This window comes from Pseudomonas sp. SW-3 (genome assembly GCF_016615645.1).
Classification (GTDB): domain Bacteria; phylum Pseudomonadota; class Gammaproteobacteria; order Pseudomonadales; family Pseudomonadaceae; genus Aquipseudomonas; species Aquipseudomonas mandelii.
Window position 1 is genome coordinate 4,269,444 of sequence record NZ_CP067098.1, and the last position, 18,535, is coordinate 4,287,978.

An 18,535-nucleotide genomic window follows, 5' to 3' on the forward strand; every position below is an offset into this window, starting at 1 on the left:
TGTTTACGTCATTTCTCTGCTCGACGCTCAAGATTAGCTATGGCGTAAACGGCCGAGAAGCTCACTTGTTCGTCTGCATCCAGCCGATCAACCTAAAGGCGAGCCCTGGAATGAGCAGCCCGGGCGCCATGCCACTGAACGCTGCTTCGTTCCACAAGCCGGTCAAGCCAAAGCTGGATCCGCAAATGGCCAGCGGGATGCCGGTTAGAAACATGGGATTTCGAAATGCCTTATCCATAGCAAGATCTCCTTAACAATTTCGCTGGCTGAACTATACCGTTTGTAGGTGAGCGGCTGGAATTGCTAAACGCCAGACAACAAAAAAAGGCCCACCTTTCGGTGAGCCCTTCTAGACCGCCCAGCAGAGCGGATTTTGTTTGGTAGGCGCGATTGGACTCGAACCAACGACCCCCACCATGTCAAGGTGGTGCTCTAACCAACTGAGCTACGTGCCTGCTGTGAGGCGGCATTCTACGGAATTTCGGAGGGGTGTCAACACCTTTTTTCGAGCTAACCCTATGAATATGCAAAATATTTAATTTAGCGGCGGTTAAGAAGATTTTCCGGTGGCTGGCGGTCGATTTTTAACTCGGGTAGGATCGAGGCACTCGTAAAATATATTAAACAGAGGCAGCCGGATGGCGAACACCCCCTACCCCGAATCCTATTACGCCGCGTCGGCCAATGCGGTTCCGCCGCGCCCGGCCTTGCAGGATGACGTAGAGACTGATGTCTGTGTGATCGGTGCCGGTTACACCGGTCTGTCCTCAGCCCTGTTTTTGCTGGAGAACGGTTTCAAGGTCACGGTGCTGGAAGCCGCCAAGGTGGGTTTTGGTGCGTCGGGCCGTAACGGTGGGCAGATCGTTAACAGTTATAGCCGTGACATCGATGTGATCGAACGCAGCGTCGGTCCCAAGCAGGCTCAGTTGCTGGGGCAAATGGCGTTTGAAGGCGGGCGGATCATTCGTGAGCGGGTCGCCAAATATAATATCCAGTGCGACTTGAAGGACGGTGGCGTGTTCGCTGCCATCACTGCCAAGCAGATGGGCCATCTGGAATCGCAGAAACGCCTGTGGGAACGTTTTGGTCATACGCAGCTTGAGTTGCTGGATCAAAAGCGCATACGTGAAGTGGTGGCCTGCGAGCAATACGTCGGCGGCATGCTCGACATGAGCGGCGGGCACATTCACCCACTCAACCTGGCGTTGGGCGAAGCGGCGGCGGTCGAGTCGCTGGGCGGTACTATTTATGAGCAGTCGCCAGCGGTCCGCATTGAGCGCGGCGCAAATCCGGTGGTGCATACGCCGCAGGGCAAGGTCAGGGCCAAGTTCATTATCGTGGCCGGCAATGCCTATCTCGGCAATCTGGTGCCGGAACTCGCGGCCAAGTCGATGCCTTGCGGCACTCAGGTCATCACCACCGAGCCTTTGGGCGATGAATTGGCCAAGCGTCTGCTGCCGCAGGATTACTGCGTCGAGGACTGCAATTACCTGCTCGATTACTACCGCCTGACCGGCGACAAGCGCCTGGTCTTCGGGGGTGGTGTTGTCTATGGCGCGCGGGATCCGGCGAACATCGAAGCGATCATCCGGCCGAAGATGCTCAAGGCGTTCCCGCAACTCAAGGACGTGAAGATTGATTACGCCTGGACCGGCAATTTCCTGCTGACCCTCTCGCGCCTTCCCCAGGTCGGGCGGATCGGCGACAACATCTACTATTCCCAGGGCTGCAGCGGCCACGGCGTCACGTACACGCACCTGGCGGGCAAGGTGCTGGCCGAAGCGCTGCGTGGCCAGGCTGAGCGTTTCGACGCGTTTGCCGATCTGCCCCACTACCCGTTCCCCGGCGGGCAATTGCTGCGCACACCGTTTGCCGCGCTGGGTGCTTGGTATTACGGGCTGCGGGACAAGTTCGGGTACTAAGAACGACTGAAATCCTTTGTAGGAGCGAGCCTGCTCGCGAAGGCGGCGAAACAGTCAACATGGATGTTGGATGTGCCGGCCTCTTCGCGAGCAGGCTCGCTCCCACAAGGGGAATGGTGTCTAAAGTCGATCCCGTGCGATGCCGCTGCGGATTCGCAGGATGTCGGCGAGTACGGCGAGGGCAATTTCCGCAGGGGTTTTACTGCCCAGATTCAGGCCGATGGGCGCATGAATCCGCGCCAGCTCTGCGTCTCCCAACCCACCAATCCTGCGCAACCGCTCGAAGCGCTTCTGCGAGGTCTGCAGGGAGCCCATCACACCGATGTAAAACGCCTCGGTGCGCACGGCTTCCATCATCGCCAAATCGTCGATGCGCGGATCGTGAGTCAAGGCCACCACCGCGGTGTCGCTGTGGCAGCCGCCATCAGCAATGAACACGGACGGCAATTGACGACGAATCTCAACGTTTTCCAGCACGACACCTTCCAGCACCTCGTCGCGCGGATCACAGAGAATCACTTCGAACCCGAGGCCAACCGCAAACTCCGCGCACGCCTGGGCGACGCTGGAATACCCCGCCAACAGCAAACGCTGAGCCGCGCCGATCCGCACGCGCACCCGATCAATCTCCCGTTCGATGCGCACGCCCTGCTCACGATCAGTGAATAGGCTGCGTGCACCGCTGGCCAGATCAATCTCGCGGATCAGCCGCCGCTGGCCCAGCAACGCCGACTCCAGCTCCCGCAGATGAGCCTGAACTTCACACCCGGATTCGAGCTTCTCCACCAGTACATCGAGCACACCACCGCAGGGCAGACTCACACGAGAATGCGGATCGTCGCCGTCGCCATAACGGACCACGCTGACCGCATCAACAAACGCGCCCTCGGCGACGCGTTCGAGAAAGTCTTCCTCGACGCAGCCGCCGGACAGCGAGCCGATCCATTGTCCGTCGGTGTTCACCGCCAGCAACGAGCCCGGCGCGCGCGGCGCCGAGCCATAGGTGGCGAGCACCGTGCACAGCCAGATGCGCTGGCCGGCCATCGACCATTCCAGCGCCCGGCGCACGACTTGCAGATCGAGATGCTGCATGTCAGTGCGCCTTGTGCTCGAGTGGCGGTGCATCGGCGCGCAACGTCTGCACGTCGCTCACGGCCAGATCACCTGTCTGACCACCCCACCCTTGACGCAGGTAGTTGAGCAGATCGGTGAGTTGCTCGTGACTGAGCTTCTCCGCGAACCCCGGCATCGGTTGCATGTGTTCGAACCCGGTGAATTTCTGCTCACCAATGCCGTCGTCGATCACCCGCACCAGGTTGCGCGGATCTTCCAGGCGCAGCGTGGTGTTGCCGCGCATGGCCACGGCGATGTGCGGCTTGCCCTCGCCGCCGACCGCGTGGCAACCGGCGCAGACGTTCAGGTAATCCTGACGACCGCGCTGGGCGCTGGCACCGAGCTTGTCCAGCGGCACGTCGGTCAGAACCTTCGCGGTCGGCGGTTGATCGCCGAGCAGGAAGGTCGCCATCGCTGCCAGGTCCGGGTCATTGAGGCCTTGGGTGCTGTTGTGAAACACCGGGAACATCTCGTTGAACATCGTGCCCTGGGCGCTCATGCCATGTTTGAGGAACGTGCTCAGGTCCTGATGACTCCAGCCGCGAGCGGCCAGGTCGTTGGCCAGCAGGCTAGGCGCCAGATAGCCGTTGAGCACGCCGCCGGTCATGCGTTTGTCCTGCTGCATCGCGCCCGGCAAGCCGCGCGGGGTGTGGCATTCGCCGCAGTGACCGAGCACATCGACCATGTACTGGCCGCGCTTGAAGGCTTCGCTTTTGCCGTCGGCCGGCGCCAGCTTCACTTCCTTGCCGTAGAGCATGTTCCAGCCCGTCAAGCCCAGGCGCACGTTGAACGGAAAGCTCAGGCTCGTGACCGGCGCTGCCCGTTCGATCGGCTCGACGGTTTTCAGGTACGCGTGAATCGCATCGGAATCTGCGCGCGGCATCAAGTGATAGGAGGTGTACGGCATCGCCGGATACAGGTTCGCGCCATCGCGACGCTTGCCCTCGGTGAGCGCGGCGAAGAATTCGTCATCGTTGTACAAACCGATGCCGTGCTCTTTGCTCGGGGTGATATTGGTGCCGTAGATCGTGCCGAACGGCGAGACGATCGGCAGCCCACCGGCATACGGCGCGCCACCCGGCGCGGTGTGGCAGGCCATGCAATCGGCGGCGCGGGCGAGATAGGCACCACGAACGACTTGATCATCCGCATGAGCCAGCAACACAGACGCAGCCAGACTCACCGCCAACGCCAGACGGGACAGTAAATGCTTCATGCTCAACCCTCCTTGACCAGGCCGAGATCGGTCAGCACGTTGCGCGTCGCGCTGTAATACCGCACGTAGCCGGTGCAGCGGCAGATATGGTGACCGAGGCTGTCCTCGATGACTTTTTCCAGCTGGCTTTTGACGATGGGCTGACGTTGCAGCTTCTCCACCAACACCGTCGCGGCATTTACAAAACCCGGTGCGCAGTAGCTGCACTGGAAGGCAAATTCATCGACGAAGCGCTGCTGGATCGGATTGAGTTCGGTGACCTGGCCCTGTTCATCGCGGGTCGCGTGGCCTTCAATGGTGCGCACTTTTTGGCCTTCGAAATAGTGCGCACCGGTGATGCAGGTGCGCACTTCTTCGCTGGTGCCGTCCGGGTTGTCGACGATCACTACGCAGGCGTGGCAGATGCCCTGGCCGCAACCCAGGCGCGAGCCGGTGAGGTTTTTGTATTCGTGCAGGTAATCGATCATCGGCAGGTCATCAGGGATGTCCACCGGGCCGACGGATTGACCGTTGAGGGTCAGTTGAAGCGGACGGTTAGCCATTGAGGGCCTCCTTGATGCGGGCAGAAGTGATAGGCAGGTCGCGGACCCGTTTGCCGATGGCATGCGCCACAGCGTTACCGATGGCGCCGACCACCGGGATCATCACCACTTCGGCGATGCCCTTGGATGGATCGCTCGGCGACAGCGGCGGCAGGATTTCGGCCGTCTGCGTCCACACCGCTACGTGGCGCGCCATCGGCAAGCGGTAGCGGTTAAAATTCCAGTCACCCTCCCCCGGCCCGCCTTCGTACAGCGGCATCTCCTCCATCAACGCATGGCCGATGCCCATGGCGATCCCGCCTTCGAGCTGGCCCTTGACCAGTTCTTCCACCAGCACCCGACCGCACTCGACCCACGAGTGGTGGTTGAGCACCTGCACTTCGGCGGAGCCCTTGTTCACTTTCAGTTCCACCAGCGTCGCCACCGGGCTGTAATACGTCACCGCCGCGTTGTTCAACTGCGTGTCCGGGTAATGCACGTTCTGGCGATCCAGCAAGTGAAAACCGGCGCTGTTCATCTGCGCCTTTTTCACGCTCGGCGCGCCATCGCCGTACTTGACCGCCAAGCCGTCCAGCGGCAGACGTTCACGCACGCCGTCGATGCTGAACTCGGCCTCGGCCCAGCTCCAGCGGTTGAAACCGTGCACGGTCGCGCCGGTCACCAGGCCTTTTTCGTGGGCGTGCCTGGCCAGTTGCTCAAAGCTCAGCGGCTGCATGCCGTTGGCGGTGAGTCGGCCGTCGACCCAATGCGCATCTTCACGGCGCACCACATACGGGTTGGCCTGGCCGCCGTAAGGGCCCTGGCCCCAGATCTGCAACGCCGCCGGCCACAAACCGTGGTTGAACAACACGCGCGCAGCTTCACGGGTGGCGTGGCTGAAGTAATAGGCGGAGTTGGTCGCCGATGAGGCCGAGGCGAGTTTGCCGACCCAGCGCGGATTGCGCAGCACAGTGTCCTGCTCGGCCTGGCTCATGAGGTACGGGTTGCCGCCGGTGATCAGCTGCAACTCTTTCCATTCGGTCTCGCCGGTCTTCACTTCAGTCGCCGGGACGCCAAGGAAATCCGCCACGACCAAGGCTTGCGAGGTGGACATGCCGGTGCCGATTTCGATACCGATGTGGCGCAGGGTGATGTGCCCATCAGCGGTGAATTCGATGCTGGCCATCGGCGCTTCGGAACCGGTGCCGAAGTCTTTCTGGCAGATGGCAAAACCGACGCCGTACCAGTTGTCCGGGTCCCGGGCTTCGCGCTGCTTTTTGATCGCATCGCGGTTTTTCCAGACTTCGTGAACAGCGGCTTTATCGAGAATTTCGTGCAGGCGCAACGCGCCTGCCGGCACCGCGCCCTGGGTGTTTTTCATGCCCGAGACCATGGCGTTTTTCTTGCGCAGATCAATGGCGTCAATGCCGAGGCGATCGGCAATCTCATCGACCATCATCTCGGTCGAGGCCATGCTTTGCAGGGTGCCGTATCCACGCATTGACCCGGCTTCAACGGCGCGGGAATGGTAGGCGGTGACCTGCAAATCGTTCTGCGGCATGTAGTAGATCGACTGCGCCGCCGTGGCGCCAACCGCCGCGACAGAGGGGCTGTAGTTGATCCGTCCACCGCCGTCGACGTTCATCTCGGCGCGGAAAATCTTGAAGCTGTGATCGGTCTTGTCGACCGCCAGTTGGTAGCGGATATCGAACGGGTGACGCTTGATGCCGCTCTGGAACTGCTCGTAGCGATCGTTGGCCAGACGCACCGGCACACCGGCGCCGTACAACGCCGCAAGCGCCGCGTAGTACACGAAAATGTTGTGATCTTTGGAGCCATAACCGACGGTGTAGCCCGGGTGCATGTTCAGGTTGGCCAGGCCGAAACGCGACGGTGCGATCATCTTCGCGGTTTCGGTCGCCGTCTCCAGCGGGCACTGGGTGGCGACGACAAAATGCAGGGTTTTGGTCGCCGGGTCGTACCAGCCGTTGCCGTTGTCTGGCTCCATCGCGGCCGGTTCGATTGACGGGGTTTTGTAGCGCTCGTCGAACACCAGCCAGTTGTCTGGCGGCGTGTCGATTTGCTGCTTCATGCGCTCGGCGTAGAACAAGCCGCGCTCGGTCAGGTTGCCGTGCAGGTTCGGTTGGGAATTCCACACCAGACGACGGTTGCGCAGCATCGGGAACAGGATCGAATCCTTCAGGCTGGCGAATTCGTCTTCATCCGCCGAGGTCGCCCCACCGACGCGCACGTAGCGGAAACTGCCGTAGGGATCGCCTTCGTAGAACGGCACTTTGTCGCCGTAACGAATCGCTTTGTCATTGAATTTGAGTTTGGCCTTGGCCTGGCGGAAGCGTTCGAAGTCGTTCCAGATCAGGATCGCCACGGGATGGCCGATGAACATCGGCACCTTGCCCTCCGGCAGCAGCGGATCCGGCGCGTGCTCTTCCGGGAAGGCGATGCCGTCCTTGTCCAGGTCGGAGGCGGTGACGATGCGGTCCGGCTGCAAGTCGGCGCCGAGCCACGTCAGGTCGTAACCGGCATAAATGCGATCGGCCTTGGTGGTCTTCAGCAGCATGGCGTGGCCTTGTTGCTGCGGCCAGCCCGGCATGTCCTTGGCGCGGATGTCGCGGGCAAACACTTTGCTGCCGCAGACCTTGGACAAGGCATCGTTACGCGAGCGCGCCTTGCCGTTGTTGCCGAGCCATTGCTCGGAAGGCACGGTCACGCTGTTTTCCATCAAGGCCGCCAGCGCCTGACTGCTGAGCGGCGTGAGCGTCACGCTCACACCCGCCACCAGCCCGCCCTGAAGGAACGAGCGCCGGGATATTTCACGGTTGGACATGGATCATCCTCTGGGCGGTTATGGGTCCGCCCTTCTGGTTATGTTCTGGGGATCTCGAGTCTTGCAGAAGCCCTTTTTGACGAGGCAAAGGGCTGTGTTGACAGTGCAAAGCTGACCGAAAGGTTAACTTTATAGGTATATCGGCTTGTAGAAAACAACTGGCAACAAAAATCTGACCAAAGAATCAGAAAACCGCCGCTTTCCGGCGAAGCAAATCGATGAACAAACCCAACTCCCGGCTGATGTGTTCACCCTTGCGCAGCAACAATCCGAACGGTGCCAGTTGCACATCCAGCTCCACCGGCAGCGCCACCACCAGACCCATTTTCAGGTAGTCGCGCAACGCGGTTTCCGAGAGCACCATGATGGCGTCGGTCAGTTGAATCAGTTGCTGCATCGAGTACACCGAGCTGCATTCGATGATGTCGGCGGGTGTCGGCAAGGCCAGGCGCTGCAAGGCCTGATCCAGCCCGATGCGCGCCGGGCTGGTTTCCGGCTGCAGGATCCACGGCCAGCCGCTGACCAGTTCCGAGAGTTCGAGCGTTTCCCGTTGCACCAAGGGATGACCGGCGTGAACGACAACCAGCAACCGTTCGTTGCCCAGTTGTTCGAACTCGTAATGTTCGCTGTCGGTGGCAGCGTTGCGACGGGCAATGGCGAGGTCGATGCGGCCCTGCTCCAGCAACTGGATCACCTGATCGCTGGTGTCGCCCATGATGCGAATGCGCAATTGCGGATTGAGCGCCTTGATTTCGGCAATCGAATCCATCACCAGGTCCGGTGCGGCGCCCATGATGGTGCCGATGGACAGATAACCGTAACCGCCCTGCTGCCGCGCGATCAGGTCTTCGGCGCAGCGGTCGAGGCCGCTGAGGGCGGATTCGGCGAAACGAATCAACTCGCTGCCCAGCGCTGTTGGCCGCATTCCGCGCGGCAGGCGCTCGAACAGATCGCAGCCGAACATGTCTTCAATCTCATGCAGCATCCGGGTCGCCGCCGGTTGCGACATGTTCAGGCTTTGCGAGGCGCGGTGCAGGTTCTGGCTGCTGCTGAGCGTCACCAGCATGTGCAAATGCTTGTAGCGCAGGCGGTTGAGCAGGCTGCGGGAGATGATCGGCGTGGTCATGGCGGGCCTTTGTTATCGATACCCTCAAGGTATCAGTTGTGAGCTAGATTCGATTTGTAACGCATCGATCCGCGGCCGTACAGTCTTTCCCATAAGAACAAATGCCCTACCAAAGGAAAACTGCGATGAAGACTCTACCTGCGCCTCTGCTCGCCAAAATTTCCTGGCGGCTACTCCCCTTCCTGCTACTGATGTACATCATGGCCTTCCTCGACCGCGCCAACGTCGGGTTCGCCAAGCAAGCCTTTCAAGCCGACACCAATATCAGCGACGCTGCCTTCGCCTTCGGCGCCGGGGTGTTTTTCGTGGGTTACGCGCTGCTTGAAGTGCCGAGCAATCTGATCCTGCACCGTGTCGGCGCCCGCCTGTGGATGTGCCGGATCATGGTGACCTGGGGCCTGGTCTCCGCCGCCATGGTCTTTGCTCACACCGAAACCAGTTTCTACGTCCTGCGCTTCTTGCTGGGCGTGGCCGAGGCCGGCTTCTTCCCCGGCGTCATCCTTTACCTCACCTACTGGTTCCCCAGCGCCGCGCGCGGCAAAGCCATGGGCTTTTTCTACTTCGGTGCACCGCTGGCGTTCATCTTTGGCAGTCCGTTGTCTGGCTTGCTGCTGGAGCTGGACGGATTTGCCGGCGTCCACGGCTGGCAGTGGCTGTTCGCGGTTGAAGGCTTGATGGCCACGGCGGTGGGCGTCTGGGCCTATTGGTATCTGGACAATCGCCCGGCCGACGCGAAGTGGCTGACGGTTGAAGAACGCCAGCAAGTGCAAGGCATCCTCGATCAAGAAGACAGCCACAAACAGAATCATGGCCGCAGCCTGCTCAATGTTCTGTGCCAACCCTCAGTCCTGTACTTGTGCCTGATTTATCTGCTGATTCAGGCCAGCGTCTACGGCGTGGTGTTCTATCTGCCGACCCAGGTCGGCGGGCTGCTGGGCACCAAGGTCGGGCTGATGGTCGGACTGGTCACGGCGATCCCATGGATCTGCGCGATAGTCGCGGCGTACCTGATCCCCGGCTACAGCGACCGCACCGGCGAACGTCGCCGCACCGCCTGCCTGACGTTGCTGATGTCCGCAGCCGGAATCGCCTGCTCGGTGACCTTCGCCAGCCCGTTCCTCGGCATCGTCGCCCTGTGTTTCGCCGCTTCCGGTTTCATCGCGGTGCAACCGGTGTTCTGGACCTTCCCTTCCAGCTATCTCGCCGGCAGCGCCGCTGCAGCCGGGATCGCTTTGATCAACTCGTTCGGCGCCCTCGGCGGCTTCATCGCCCCGGTCCTGAAGAACTGGGCCGAAGGCGCCTTCCATTCACCGGCCGCAGGCTTGTACGTGCTGGCCGGCACCACCGTCATCGCCGCGTTGCTGGTCCTGGGCATCCGCTCACCCGTCCACAAGCCTTCCAACACACCGGCCACCGTTTAACCTGAGGAGTCACACCATGGGCATTCCAACCATCAAACACGTCCGCGCCTTCACGTTGAGAGGCGGCGGCGCGGATTATCACGATCAGGCGGACGGTCACTGGATCGACGATCACATTGCCACGCCGATGAGCAAATACCCCGAGTACCGCCAGAGCCGCCGCACCTTCGGCATCAACGTGCTCGGCACGCTGGTGGTCGAGATCGAAGCCAGCGACGGCACGGTCGGTTTCGCCGTCACCACCGGTGGCGAGCCTGCCGCGTACATTGTCGAAAAACACTTGGCGCGTTTTCTCGAAGGCGCACGGGTGACCGACATCGAAAAAATCTGGGACCAGATGTACCAATCGACCCTGTATTACGGTCGCAAAGGCATCGTCATCAACACGATCTCCGGGGTTGATCTGGCGTTGTGGGACTTGCTCGGCAAGATCCGCAAAGAGCCGGTGCATCAGTTGCTCGGCGGTGCGGTGCGCGACGAATTGCAGTTCTACGCCACCGGCGCCCGTCCGGACCTGGCACAGAAAATGGGCTTCATTGGCGGCAAGATGCCGTTGCACCACGGCCCGGCCGAAGGCGAGGAAGGCCTGCGCAAGAACCTCGAAGAACTGGCGACCATGCGCGAGCGGGTGGGCCCGGACTTCTGGCTGATGCTCGATTGCTGGATGAGCCTGGACCTCAACTACGCCACCAAGCTGGCGGTCGGCGCCCACGAGTACGGCTTGAAGTGGATCGAAGAGGCTCTGCCGCCGGACGATTACTGGGGCTACGCGGCCCTGCGCAACAACGTGCCCAAAGGCATGCTGGTGACCACTGGCGAACACGAAGCCACCCGCTGGGGTTTCCGCATGCTCCTGGAAATGGGCTGCTGCGACATCATCCAGCCGGACGTCGGCTGGTGCGGCGGGATCACCGAACTGGTGAAGATTTCCGCCCTGGCCGATGCCCACAACGCGCTGGTGATTCCTCACGGCTCTTCGGTGTACAGCTACCACTTCGTCGCCACCCGGCATAACAGCCCGTTCGCCGAGTTTCTGATGATGGCGCCGAAGGCTGACGAAGTGGTGCCGATGTTCCACCCGCAATTGCTCGGCGAACCGGTGCCGGTGAACGGCCGCATGCGCCTGTCGGCACTCGACCAGCCAGGTTTCGGCGTGACCCTGAATCCGGAATGCCACCTGCATCGGCCGTACAACCGCTGAGAAAGGACCCCGCTATGAACATGCCTCACAACGCTTTCAAGGCCGCGCTGAAAAATCCGGCGACCCAGTACGGAATCTGGGCCGGTTTCGCCACCGGCTACGCCGCCGAAATCGTCGCCACCACCGGTTACGACTGGATGCTGATCGACGGTGAACACGCGCCGAACACCGTGCCCGGCGTACTCGCGCAATTGCAGGCGGTGGCGCCCTACACCACGGCGCCCGTCGTGCGTGCGGTGACGGGCGACGCCAACCTGATCAAGCAACTGCTGGATATCGGTGCGCAGACGCTGATGATTCCGATGGTGGAAACCGCAGAGCAAGCGGCCGCCCTGGTGCGCGCCATGCGCTATCCGCCGCATGGCATTCGTGGCGTCGGCGGCGGCCTGACTCGCGCCACGCGCTGGGACGGCGTGCCGGATTATTTGAACACCGTCCATGAGCAGTTGTGCCTGATCGTTCAGGTGGAATCGCGGATTGGCGTGGAAAACGTCGAAGCGATCGCCGCCGTCGAAGGCGTCGACGCGGTGTTTATCGGCCCGGCGGATTTGTCCATCGGCCTCGGCCATGCCGGCAACCCTGGCCATCCTGACGTTCAGGAACGCATCCAGCACGCAGTGAAAGCAACGCTCGCAGCCGGCAAGGCTTGCGGCATCCTCGCGCCGAACGAAGAAGACGCGCGCCGCTATCAAAGCTGGGGCTGCCAGTTCATTGCCGTGGCCATCGACATCAGCCTGCTGCGCCAAAGCGCCACGGCCACCCTCGCCCGTTACCGCGCACCGGCCACCGAACACGCGCCGTCGCGCACTTACTGATCAGCCAAGGAGTCGCCCCAATGTCGTCCGTGCCCGTGTACGAAAACTTCATCAACGGCCAGTTCGTGGCCAGCACTGCCCATCTCGATGTGATCAACCCGGCCACGGGTGTCGTGCTGTCGAAAGTCCCGGCCTCGACGGCCGAAGACGTCGACCGCGCCCTTGCCGCCGCGCGCGCCGCGCAAAAAGATTGGTCGCGCAAACCGGCGATTGAACGCGCCGGGCATCTACGCCGGATCGCCGCCAAGCTGCGGGAGAACGTCCAGCACTTGGCCCGCACCATCACCCTCGAACAAGGCAAGGTCAGCGGCCTGGCGGAAGTGGAAGTCAATTTCACCGCCGACTACCTCGACTACATGGCCGAGTGGGCCCGGCGCATCGAAGGCGAAATCATCACCAGCGACCGGCAGAACGAAAACATCTTTCTGTTTCGCAAACCACTGGGCGTGGTCGCCGGGATTCTGCCGTGGAATTTCCCGTTTTTCCTGATCGCCCGCAAGATGGCGCCGGCCCTGCTGACCGGCAATACCATCGTGATCAAACCCAGTGAAGAAACCCCGAACAACTGCTTCGAATTCGCCCGGCTGGTGGCCGAAACCGATCTGCCGGCGGGCGTGTTCAACGTGGTTTGCGGCGATGGTCGAGTGGGCGCGGCGCTCAGTGCGCACAAGGGCGTGGACATGATCAGCTTCACCGGCAGCGTCGACACCGGTTCGCGAATCATGGCCGCCGCCGCACCGAACATCACCAAACTCAACCTGGAACTGGGCGGCAAGGCGCCGGCCATTGTGCTGGCGGATGCCGACCTTGATCTGGCAGTAAAAGCCATTCGCGATTCGCGGATCATCAACAGCGGTCAGGTGTGCAATTGCGCCGAGCGGGTGTACGTCGAACGCAAGGTCGCCGACTCGTTTATCGAACGCATCGCAGCGGCGATGAGCGCCACCCGGTATGGCGATCCGATTGCCCGGCCAGAGGTGGAAATGGGCCCGCTGATCAACCGTCAGGGCCTGGACAGCGTCAACCGCAAAGTGCGCACGGCCTTGAGCCAGGGCGCGAGTCTGATCAGCGGTGGGCAGATTGCCGATTTGCCGAACGGCTTTCACTTCCAGCCCACGGTATTGGCCGGGTGCAGCGCCGACATGGAGATCATGCGCGAAGAGATTTTCGGCCCGGTGCTGCCGATCCAGATTATCGACGACCTCGACGAAGCCATCGCCCTGGCCAACGACTGCGACTATGGCCTGACTTCGTCGATCTACACCCGCGACCTCAGTAAAACCATGCACGCAATGCGCGAGCTGGATTTTGGTGAGACTTACGTCAACCGCGAGAACTTCGAGGCCATGCAGGGCTTCCATGCCGGGGTGCGTAAATCCGGGATTGGCGGCGCGGATGGCAAGCATGGGCTTTACGAGTACACCCATACGCATGCGGTGTATTTGCAGGGCTGAGTCTTGCGGCGTTGCTGATGCCGCTATCGCGAGCAGGCTCGCTCCCACAGGGGATTGGTGTTGTTGATTAAATCTATGCAACAACACAAAACCAGTGTGGGAGCGAGCCTGCTCGCGATGGCGTCGGGTCAGTCAACGCGATGCCGTCAGAAGTCGACGGTCGCCGAAAGCAGATAGGTCCGCGGTGTCGACAGCGTCAACCCTGGCTCACTGTCATCCGACGCCCCGGCCGAACTCCAGTAGCGCTTGTCGGCCACGTTCTCGATGTTGGCGCGCAATGTGATGTTCTTTTCCTCGACCTTGAACGCGTAGCGTGCGCCCACGTCGAAACGCTCCCACGAGTCGATCTCCTTGTTGTTGGACTGGTCCAGATACTGCGAACTGGAATAGATGCCCCGGCTGGTGAGGGTCAGGCCCTGCACGGTCGGCACGTCCCACTCGGCGCCCAGGTTGACGTTGTATTTCGGAGTGGCCGGCGCCCGGTTGCCGTCGAAGGTGCCATTGGCGGTGTTGGTCAACTCGCTGTCGATATACATGACACCGCCGAGCAAGCGGAAACCCTCGAGCGGTTCACCGAACACACTCAGTTCCACACCCGTGTTTTCACGCTTGCCGTTCGGGCCGAAAACCCGCGTAGTGGCGTTGGTCTCATAGGCCGGCTGCTTGATCCGGAACACCGCAGCGGTCATGGCAAACGCGCCAGCGTCATACTTGGCGCCGACCTCGACCTGGCGGCTGATGAATGGCGGGAAAATCTCGTCTTCGTTGATCGAGGTCGATGGCGCGATCTTGCCTTGGCTCAGGCCTTCCATGTAGTTCGCGTACAGCGACAGCTTATCGGTGGCCTTGAACAGGATGCCACCCGACGGCGAAACCTTTTCCTCGTCGTAGGCCGTGTCGCCTTTGACGTTATCCGACCAGTCGTCGACCTTCACCCGCTGCCAGCGGGCGCCCAGGGTCAGCAGCAGCCGGTCATCGAAGAATCCCAGGGTGTCGGACAAGGCCACGCCGCTGAAGCGGTTCTCGGTATAGACCTTCGGATCCTGGCGCGTCGGCCTGACCGGCGTCGGTGTTTCCACAGGGTTGTAGAGGTTGCTGGGGGCCGCCGCGTAACGTGCTCCACCGTTCTCGAAGTCCATGTAGAAATAACTGGCCGCCAGGTTGACCTCGTGGCTCACCGGGCCGGTATGAAACCAGTTGCGCACCCCAGCCGTGGCCGTCCGGACGTTTTCGTCGCGGGTGAAATCACGGGGTTGAACGCTGAAATCGCCCTTGTCGTTGGTGACCGCGACGGCATGCCGGAGAAAGTCATGATTGCTTTTGCGCGCGCCCACACCGCCGTAGAGCATGACGGAATCGTTGACGTCGAATTCGGCGTTCACCGTGCCGAAGGTGTCGTTGGTACTCGCCTTGCTCCAGGGTTGTGCATAGTTGTGACGCACATCGCTGGCATGTGGAACCTGCGCGTTGGCGTTGACCTGCACCCGCTCCTGCGGCGCGTCGGTATCACGCTCGGTACGGCCGACGTCCGTCGAAAGACGCAGGCGTTCACCGCGAAAATCCAGGCCCAGCACGGCCATCTCGCGATCGACATTCTGCTGATCCCATTCGGTGTCGCCGGACTGCTTCACGCCATTGAAACGAATGCCGAACTTGTTGTCTTCACCAAAGCGCGGCCAACATCCACTGCGCCGCCGACCTGGCTGTCGGAAGCGTACATACCGGTAAACGAAGTAATGGGCTTGTCGGTGGCGCGCTTGGCCACCACGTTGATCCCGCCACCCACGCTGCCCCGCGGCGAGATGCCGTTGATCAGTTGGCTCGGACCTTTGATCACATCGACACGATCGGCCATCTCCATATCAATCGTATAAGTCGGCAACACGCCGTAGAGACCGTTGTAGGCAACATCACTGTTGAACAGGCTCAACCCTCGAATGGTGAACTGCTCATAGCGCCCACCCGCCGGGTTCGTGGCACGAACCGATGGATCGTTGGCGATCAGGTCGCCCAAGGTCCGCGCCTGCTGGTTCTTGACCACCTCGCTGGTGTAGGTGGTCATGCTGAACGGCGTTTCCATGAAATCTTTGGAGCCCAGCAAGCCTTGCGAACCGCGACGCGAGACCTGGCCGCCGGCATACGGATCACCGTCCACCGGGTCGATGGAACCGAGAATCGAGGTGGCGCCGAGTTGCAGACCGCTGCCTTCGGGCGCCGGGGTCAGGATGTAGGCCTGCTCGCCCACCGGTTGCAATTGCAGACCGGAACCCTGCAACAGCCGCGCAAAGCCCTCCTCCACGGCGAACTCGCCGGACAGACCGGGGCTGTTGCGACCGCTCACCAGCGCCGGGTCCACAGACAGATTGACCCCGGCCAGACCCGCGAAACGGGTCAGCGCTGCACCAAGGCTGCCTGCCGGCACCTGATAACTGCGTCGAGGCGCGTCTTCGGCCCAACCGGCGGTGATAAACAACGGACAGGCACTGAGGCTCAGCAACAGGCTCAAGTGCATTAACGGGCGCAGGCGGGATGAAGCCAAACGCGGACTCGACGGGAACACTGCGGGCATTGAAGAAGCTCTCTTGATTCGTTCACTTGCCTTGAATGACAAGCGACGCGAAAAAAGGGGACACCCTTCAAACACTATTTTTGCGCGGCAGTAGCGTGACCCAATAACGCGTACGCGAATGCACCTCCAGCGGCAAGCTGGCCGCTAACAGCGTGAGGATACGATCGGTGTCTTCCAGGCGAAAACTGCCGGTGACACGCAGGGATTCCAGTTCCGGCTCCCAGCGCAGCACACCCGGGCGATAGGTGCTGAGTTCACGCAGGAAATCCCCCAGAGGCTGGTTCTGTGCCATCAACACACCGTCTCGCCAGCCTGGAGCAAGCACGTCGAAGGGCTCCACAGCGCCGGCACCTGCCGCCTGAAGGCTGACTTGCTGGCCTGCGCGCAATGAAAAGACCGGTCCGCGCAAAGGCTCCAACTGCACCGCGCCGTTGAGCACCGACACCCGGCAACCCGTCGGCCACTGGCGAACACACACTTCGCTCTGACTGACGACTACCTGGCCGAAGTGAGTCTGGATCGTCAGCGGCGACGAACCGGGGACTTTCAGGGCTATTTCGCCCTCCACGAGCTTCAGTAGCCGAGTGTTCAGATCGATATCGACGGCGCTCGCGGTGTTCAATTGCAGCGAGCTGCCATCGGTCAACCGGACTTTCTTGCCCTCGCCGGTCGCCGTGCGCAGGTCGGCGCCCCAGACATCCAAAGGCAACTGCCGACTGATCAGCCAGGCAGTCGGCACCAACGCCACCGCTCCCACGGCGCGCTTGAGCACCGCACGCCGGCTCGGCTGCGGCCTATCCAGACTGGCCATCGCCAATGCTGAAGGCAGGTCGCTAAAACGTTGACGCAAGCGTTGCGCTTTCTGCCAGGCCTGTTCGTGACTGGAATGGCTGTCACGCCAGGTCTGCAACTCGGCACGGTCCTGCTCATTGGCAGTGCCCGATTCCATCAGCGCCAGCCACTGCGCGGCAGCCCGCATGACTTGGCGGGCGTCGGCCGAAGGGGCTGAACCGATCACAGGTCCACCAGCAGGCAGTGTTCGTAGGCTTGGGCCATGTAGCGCTTGATCGTGCGTTCGGAGACTTGCAGGCGCTCGGCGATTTGCTGGTAACCCAGGCCTTCCAGTTGGCTCCAGAGAAATGCCCGTCGTACCGGGGTCGGCAATCCATCGAGCAATTCGTCGAGGGCTTGCAGGGTTTCCAGCAGAATCCAGCGCTGCTCAGGGGATGGCACGCAGTCTTCGGGCAGCAGCGCCAGGGCGTTGAGGTAAGCCTGTTCGAGGCTGCGGCGCTTGTAGAAGTTGGTCAGCAGCCGTTTGCCCACGGTCGCCAGGTAGGCGCGGGGCTCTTGCAGGTCAGCAATGTGCTGGGAGCTGGCGAGCACACGCACGAACGTATCCTGGCTCAGGTCCGCCGCATCATGACCATTGCTCATGCGCCGCCTCAACCAGTTTTCGAGCCAGCCGCGATGGTCGCGGTACAAGTCATGGAAGGTTTGCTCCTCCGGCATCGCTGCATCGCTCATTTCAAGAAGCCCTGTGCCAAGGAGTTATCGTAAATGAGAGTGATTCTAATTAATGTCAGGCGTGCGAAGGAAGCCCTTTATGCATCGACTGAGCAGAAAGGTTCATTGGGGAGGGTATGGATGAGAGAAAAGCCAAATCGCAGACACAAAAAACCCCGGTCTTTCGACCAGGGTCTTTGCTATCGACTCGAAGATTGCCAGCGGCTTTCTTCGTAGCTCCAAGGCGTTCAGCGGGCCTTGAGGCAGATATGGCGCAGCGGACGGGACTCGAACCCGCGACCCCCGGCGTGACAGGCCGGTATTCTAACCGACTGAACTACCGCTGCGTATCGCTTTGAGCTGACGCTCAATTAACTCGTCTGACTGAAAGCTCCGAGACTTTTCAATCTCTCTTTCAATCTCGAATCAGGTCAAGCCTGACTCGGAAAATATGGCGCAGCGGACGGGACTCGAACCCGCGACCCCCGGCGTGACAGGCCGGTATTCTAACCGACTGAACTACCGCTGCGCGTCGGTGGAGGCTTTTAACAGCTTCCATCTTGCTCTCGCAAGACTCTCGGATTTGGTGGGTGATGACGGGATCGAACCGCCGACATTCTGCTTGTAAGGCAGACGCTCTCCCAGCTGAGCTAATCACCCGTTTGCATCTCCGAGGCCGCGAAATTTACGCAGGTAGCGAACCTAAGTCAATAGCAGGATTGAAGTTTTTTCAAAACAGCTCCAAGTACAAGCTTCAAGCGGCAAGTAAAAGCAGGATCGCGTATTCCGGGCTTGCACGGGCTCGCATTTACTTGCCGCTTGTAGCTTG

General features: G+C 61.2%; 13 protein-coding genes, 4 tRNA genes and 1 pseudogene. 5 read left to right on the forward strand and 13 right to left on the reverse strand.

What is annotated here, in order from left to right; all coding sequences use genetic code 11:
- Positions 1–61: 61 nt before the first annotated feature.
- Both JIO00_RS19125 and JIO00_RS19130 read right to left on the reverse strand, forming a co-directional pair.
- Positions 62–238, reverse strand: a complete 177-nt coding sequence (locus JIO00_RS19125; RefSeq protein ID WP_200666637.1) for a hypothetical protein — start codon at positions 236–238, stop codon at positions 62–64.
- Positions 239–378: 140 nt separating this feature from the next.
- Positions 379–455: transfer RNA gene (locus tag JIO00_RS19130), tRNA-Val, on the reverse strand.
- Positions 456–638: 183 nt separating this feature from the next.
- Between JIO00_RS19130 and JIO00_RS19135 the strand changes: the two genes are divergently transcribed.
- Positions 639–1,922 carry an NAD(P)/FAD-dependent oxidoreductase gene (locus JIO00_RS19135; protein WP_010455992.1) on the forward strand — a complete coding sequence of 428 codons (1,284 nt, stop codon included), beginning with the start codon at positions 639–641 and terminating at the stop codon, positions 1,920–1,922.
- A gap of 120 nt (positions 1,923–2,042) precedes the next feature.
- Here JIO00_RS19135 and JIO00_RS19140 read toward each other — a convergent pair whose 3' ends face one another.
- The 5 genes from JIO00_RS19140 to JIO00_RS19160 form a co-directional block, all read right to left on the reverse strand.
- Positions 2,043–3,014 (reverse strand): XdhC family protein, encoded by a 972-nt coding sequence (locus JIO00_RS19140; RefSeq protein WP_102594072.1) that lies wholly within the window; start codon positions 3,012–3,014, stop codon positions 2,043–2,045.
- A gap of 1 nt (position 3,015) precedes the next feature.
- Positions 3,016–4,251 (reverse strand): c-type cytochrome, encoded by a 1,236-nt coding sequence (locus JIO00_RS19145; protein WP_154912765.1) that lies wholly within the window; start codon positions 4,249–4,251, stop codon positions 3,016–3,018.
- A gap of 2 nt (positions 4,252–4,253) precedes the next feature.
- A complete protein-coding gene (locus JIO00_RS19150; RefSeq protein WP_154912766.1) occupies positions 4,254–4,793 on the reverse strand; it encodes a (2Fe-2S)-binding protein in 540 nt (179 codons plus the stop codon).
- On the reverse strand, positions 4,786–7,617 hold the full coding sequence (locus tag JIO00_RS19155) for a xanthine dehydrogenase family protein molybdopterin-binding subunit (RefSeq protein WP_200666639.1): 2,832 nt from the start codon (positions 7,615–7,617) through the stop codon (positions 4,786–4,788). Before JIO00_RS19155 ends, JIO00_RS19150 begins: the two co-directional genes overlap by 8 nt.
- A gap of 184 nt (positions 7,618–7,801) precedes the next feature.
- On the reverse strand, positions 7,802–8,743 hold the full coding sequence (locus tag JIO00_RS19160; RefSeq protein WP_010456001.1) for a LysR family transcriptional regulator: 942 nt from the start codon (positions 8,741–8,743) through the stop codon (positions 7,802–7,804).
- A 125-nt stretch (positions 8,744–8,868) separates the two neighbouring features.
- Here JIO00_RS19160 and JIO00_RS19165 point away from each other — a divergent pair, with 125 nt between their 5' ends.
- The 4 genes from JIO00_RS19165 to aldA are packed head-to-tail and all read left to right on the forward strand — an operon-like array spanning position 8,869 to position 13,634.
- On the forward strand, positions 8,869–10,164 hold the full coding sequence (locus JIO00_RS19165; RefSeq protein ID WP_010456004.1) for an MFS transporter: 1,296 nt from the start codon (positions 8,869–8,871) through the stop codon (positions 10,162–10,164).
- Positions 10,165–10,180: 16 nt separating this feature from the next.
- Positions 10,181–11,365 (forward strand): L-rhamnonate dehydratase, encoded by a 1,185-nt coding sequence (rhmD, locus tag JIO00_RS19170; RefSeq protein ID WP_172791351.1) that lies wholly within the window; start codon positions 10,181–10,183, stop codon positions 11,363–11,365.
- A 14-nt stretch (positions 11,366–11,379) separates the two neighbouring features.
- Entirely contained in the window at positions 11,380–12,180 is an 801-nt protein-coding gene (locus JIO00_RS19175) for an aldolase/citrate lyase family protein (RefSeq protein WP_200666641.1), read from the forward strand.
- A 20-nt stretch (positions 12,181–12,200) separates the two neighbouring features.
- Positions 12,201–13,634 carry an aldehyde dehydrogenase gene (gene aldA, locus JIO00_RS19180; protein ID WP_200666643.1) on the forward strand — a complete coding sequence of 478 codons (1,434 nt, stop codon included), beginning with the start codon at positions 12,201–12,203 and terminating at the stop codon, positions 13,632–13,634.
- Between the two features lie 146 nt (positions 13,635–13,780).
- Here aldA and JIO00_RS19185 read toward each other — a convergent pair.
- The 6 genes and pseudogenes from JIO00_RS19185 to JIO00_RS19210 form a co-directional block, all read right to left on the reverse strand.
- Positions 13,781–16,203, reverse strand: a pseudogene (locus tag JIO00_RS19185) (TonB-dependent siderophore receptor).
- A 67-nt stretch (positions 16,204–16,270) separates the two neighbouring features.
- Complete coding sequence (locus JIO00_RS19190) at positions 16,271–17,221, reverse strand: FecR domain-containing protein (RefSeq protein WP_102594066.1); 951 nt, start codon at positions 17,219–17,221, stop codon at positions 16,271–16,273.
- On the reverse strand, positions 17,218–17,727 hold the full coding sequence (locus JIO00_RS19195; protein WP_042932721.1) for a sigma-70 family RNA polymerase sigma factor: 510 nt from the start codon (positions 17,725–17,727) through the stop codon (positions 17,218–17,220). The genes JIO00_RS19190 and JIO00_RS19195 overlap by 4 nt, the downstream gene beginning before the upstream one ends.
- A 249-nt stretch (positions 17,728–17,976) precedes the next feature.
- Positions 17,977–18,053 (reverse strand) — tRNA-Asp (locus JIO00_RS19200).
- Between the two features lie 105 nt (positions 18,054–18,158).
- A tRNA-Asp gene (locus JIO00_RS19205) sits at positions 18,159–18,235 on the reverse strand.
- A gap of 55 nt (positions 18,236–18,290) precedes the next feature.
- Positions 18,291–18,366, reverse strand: a tRNA-Val gene (locus JIO00_RS19210).
- Positions 18,367–18,535: the final 169 nt, after the last annotated feature.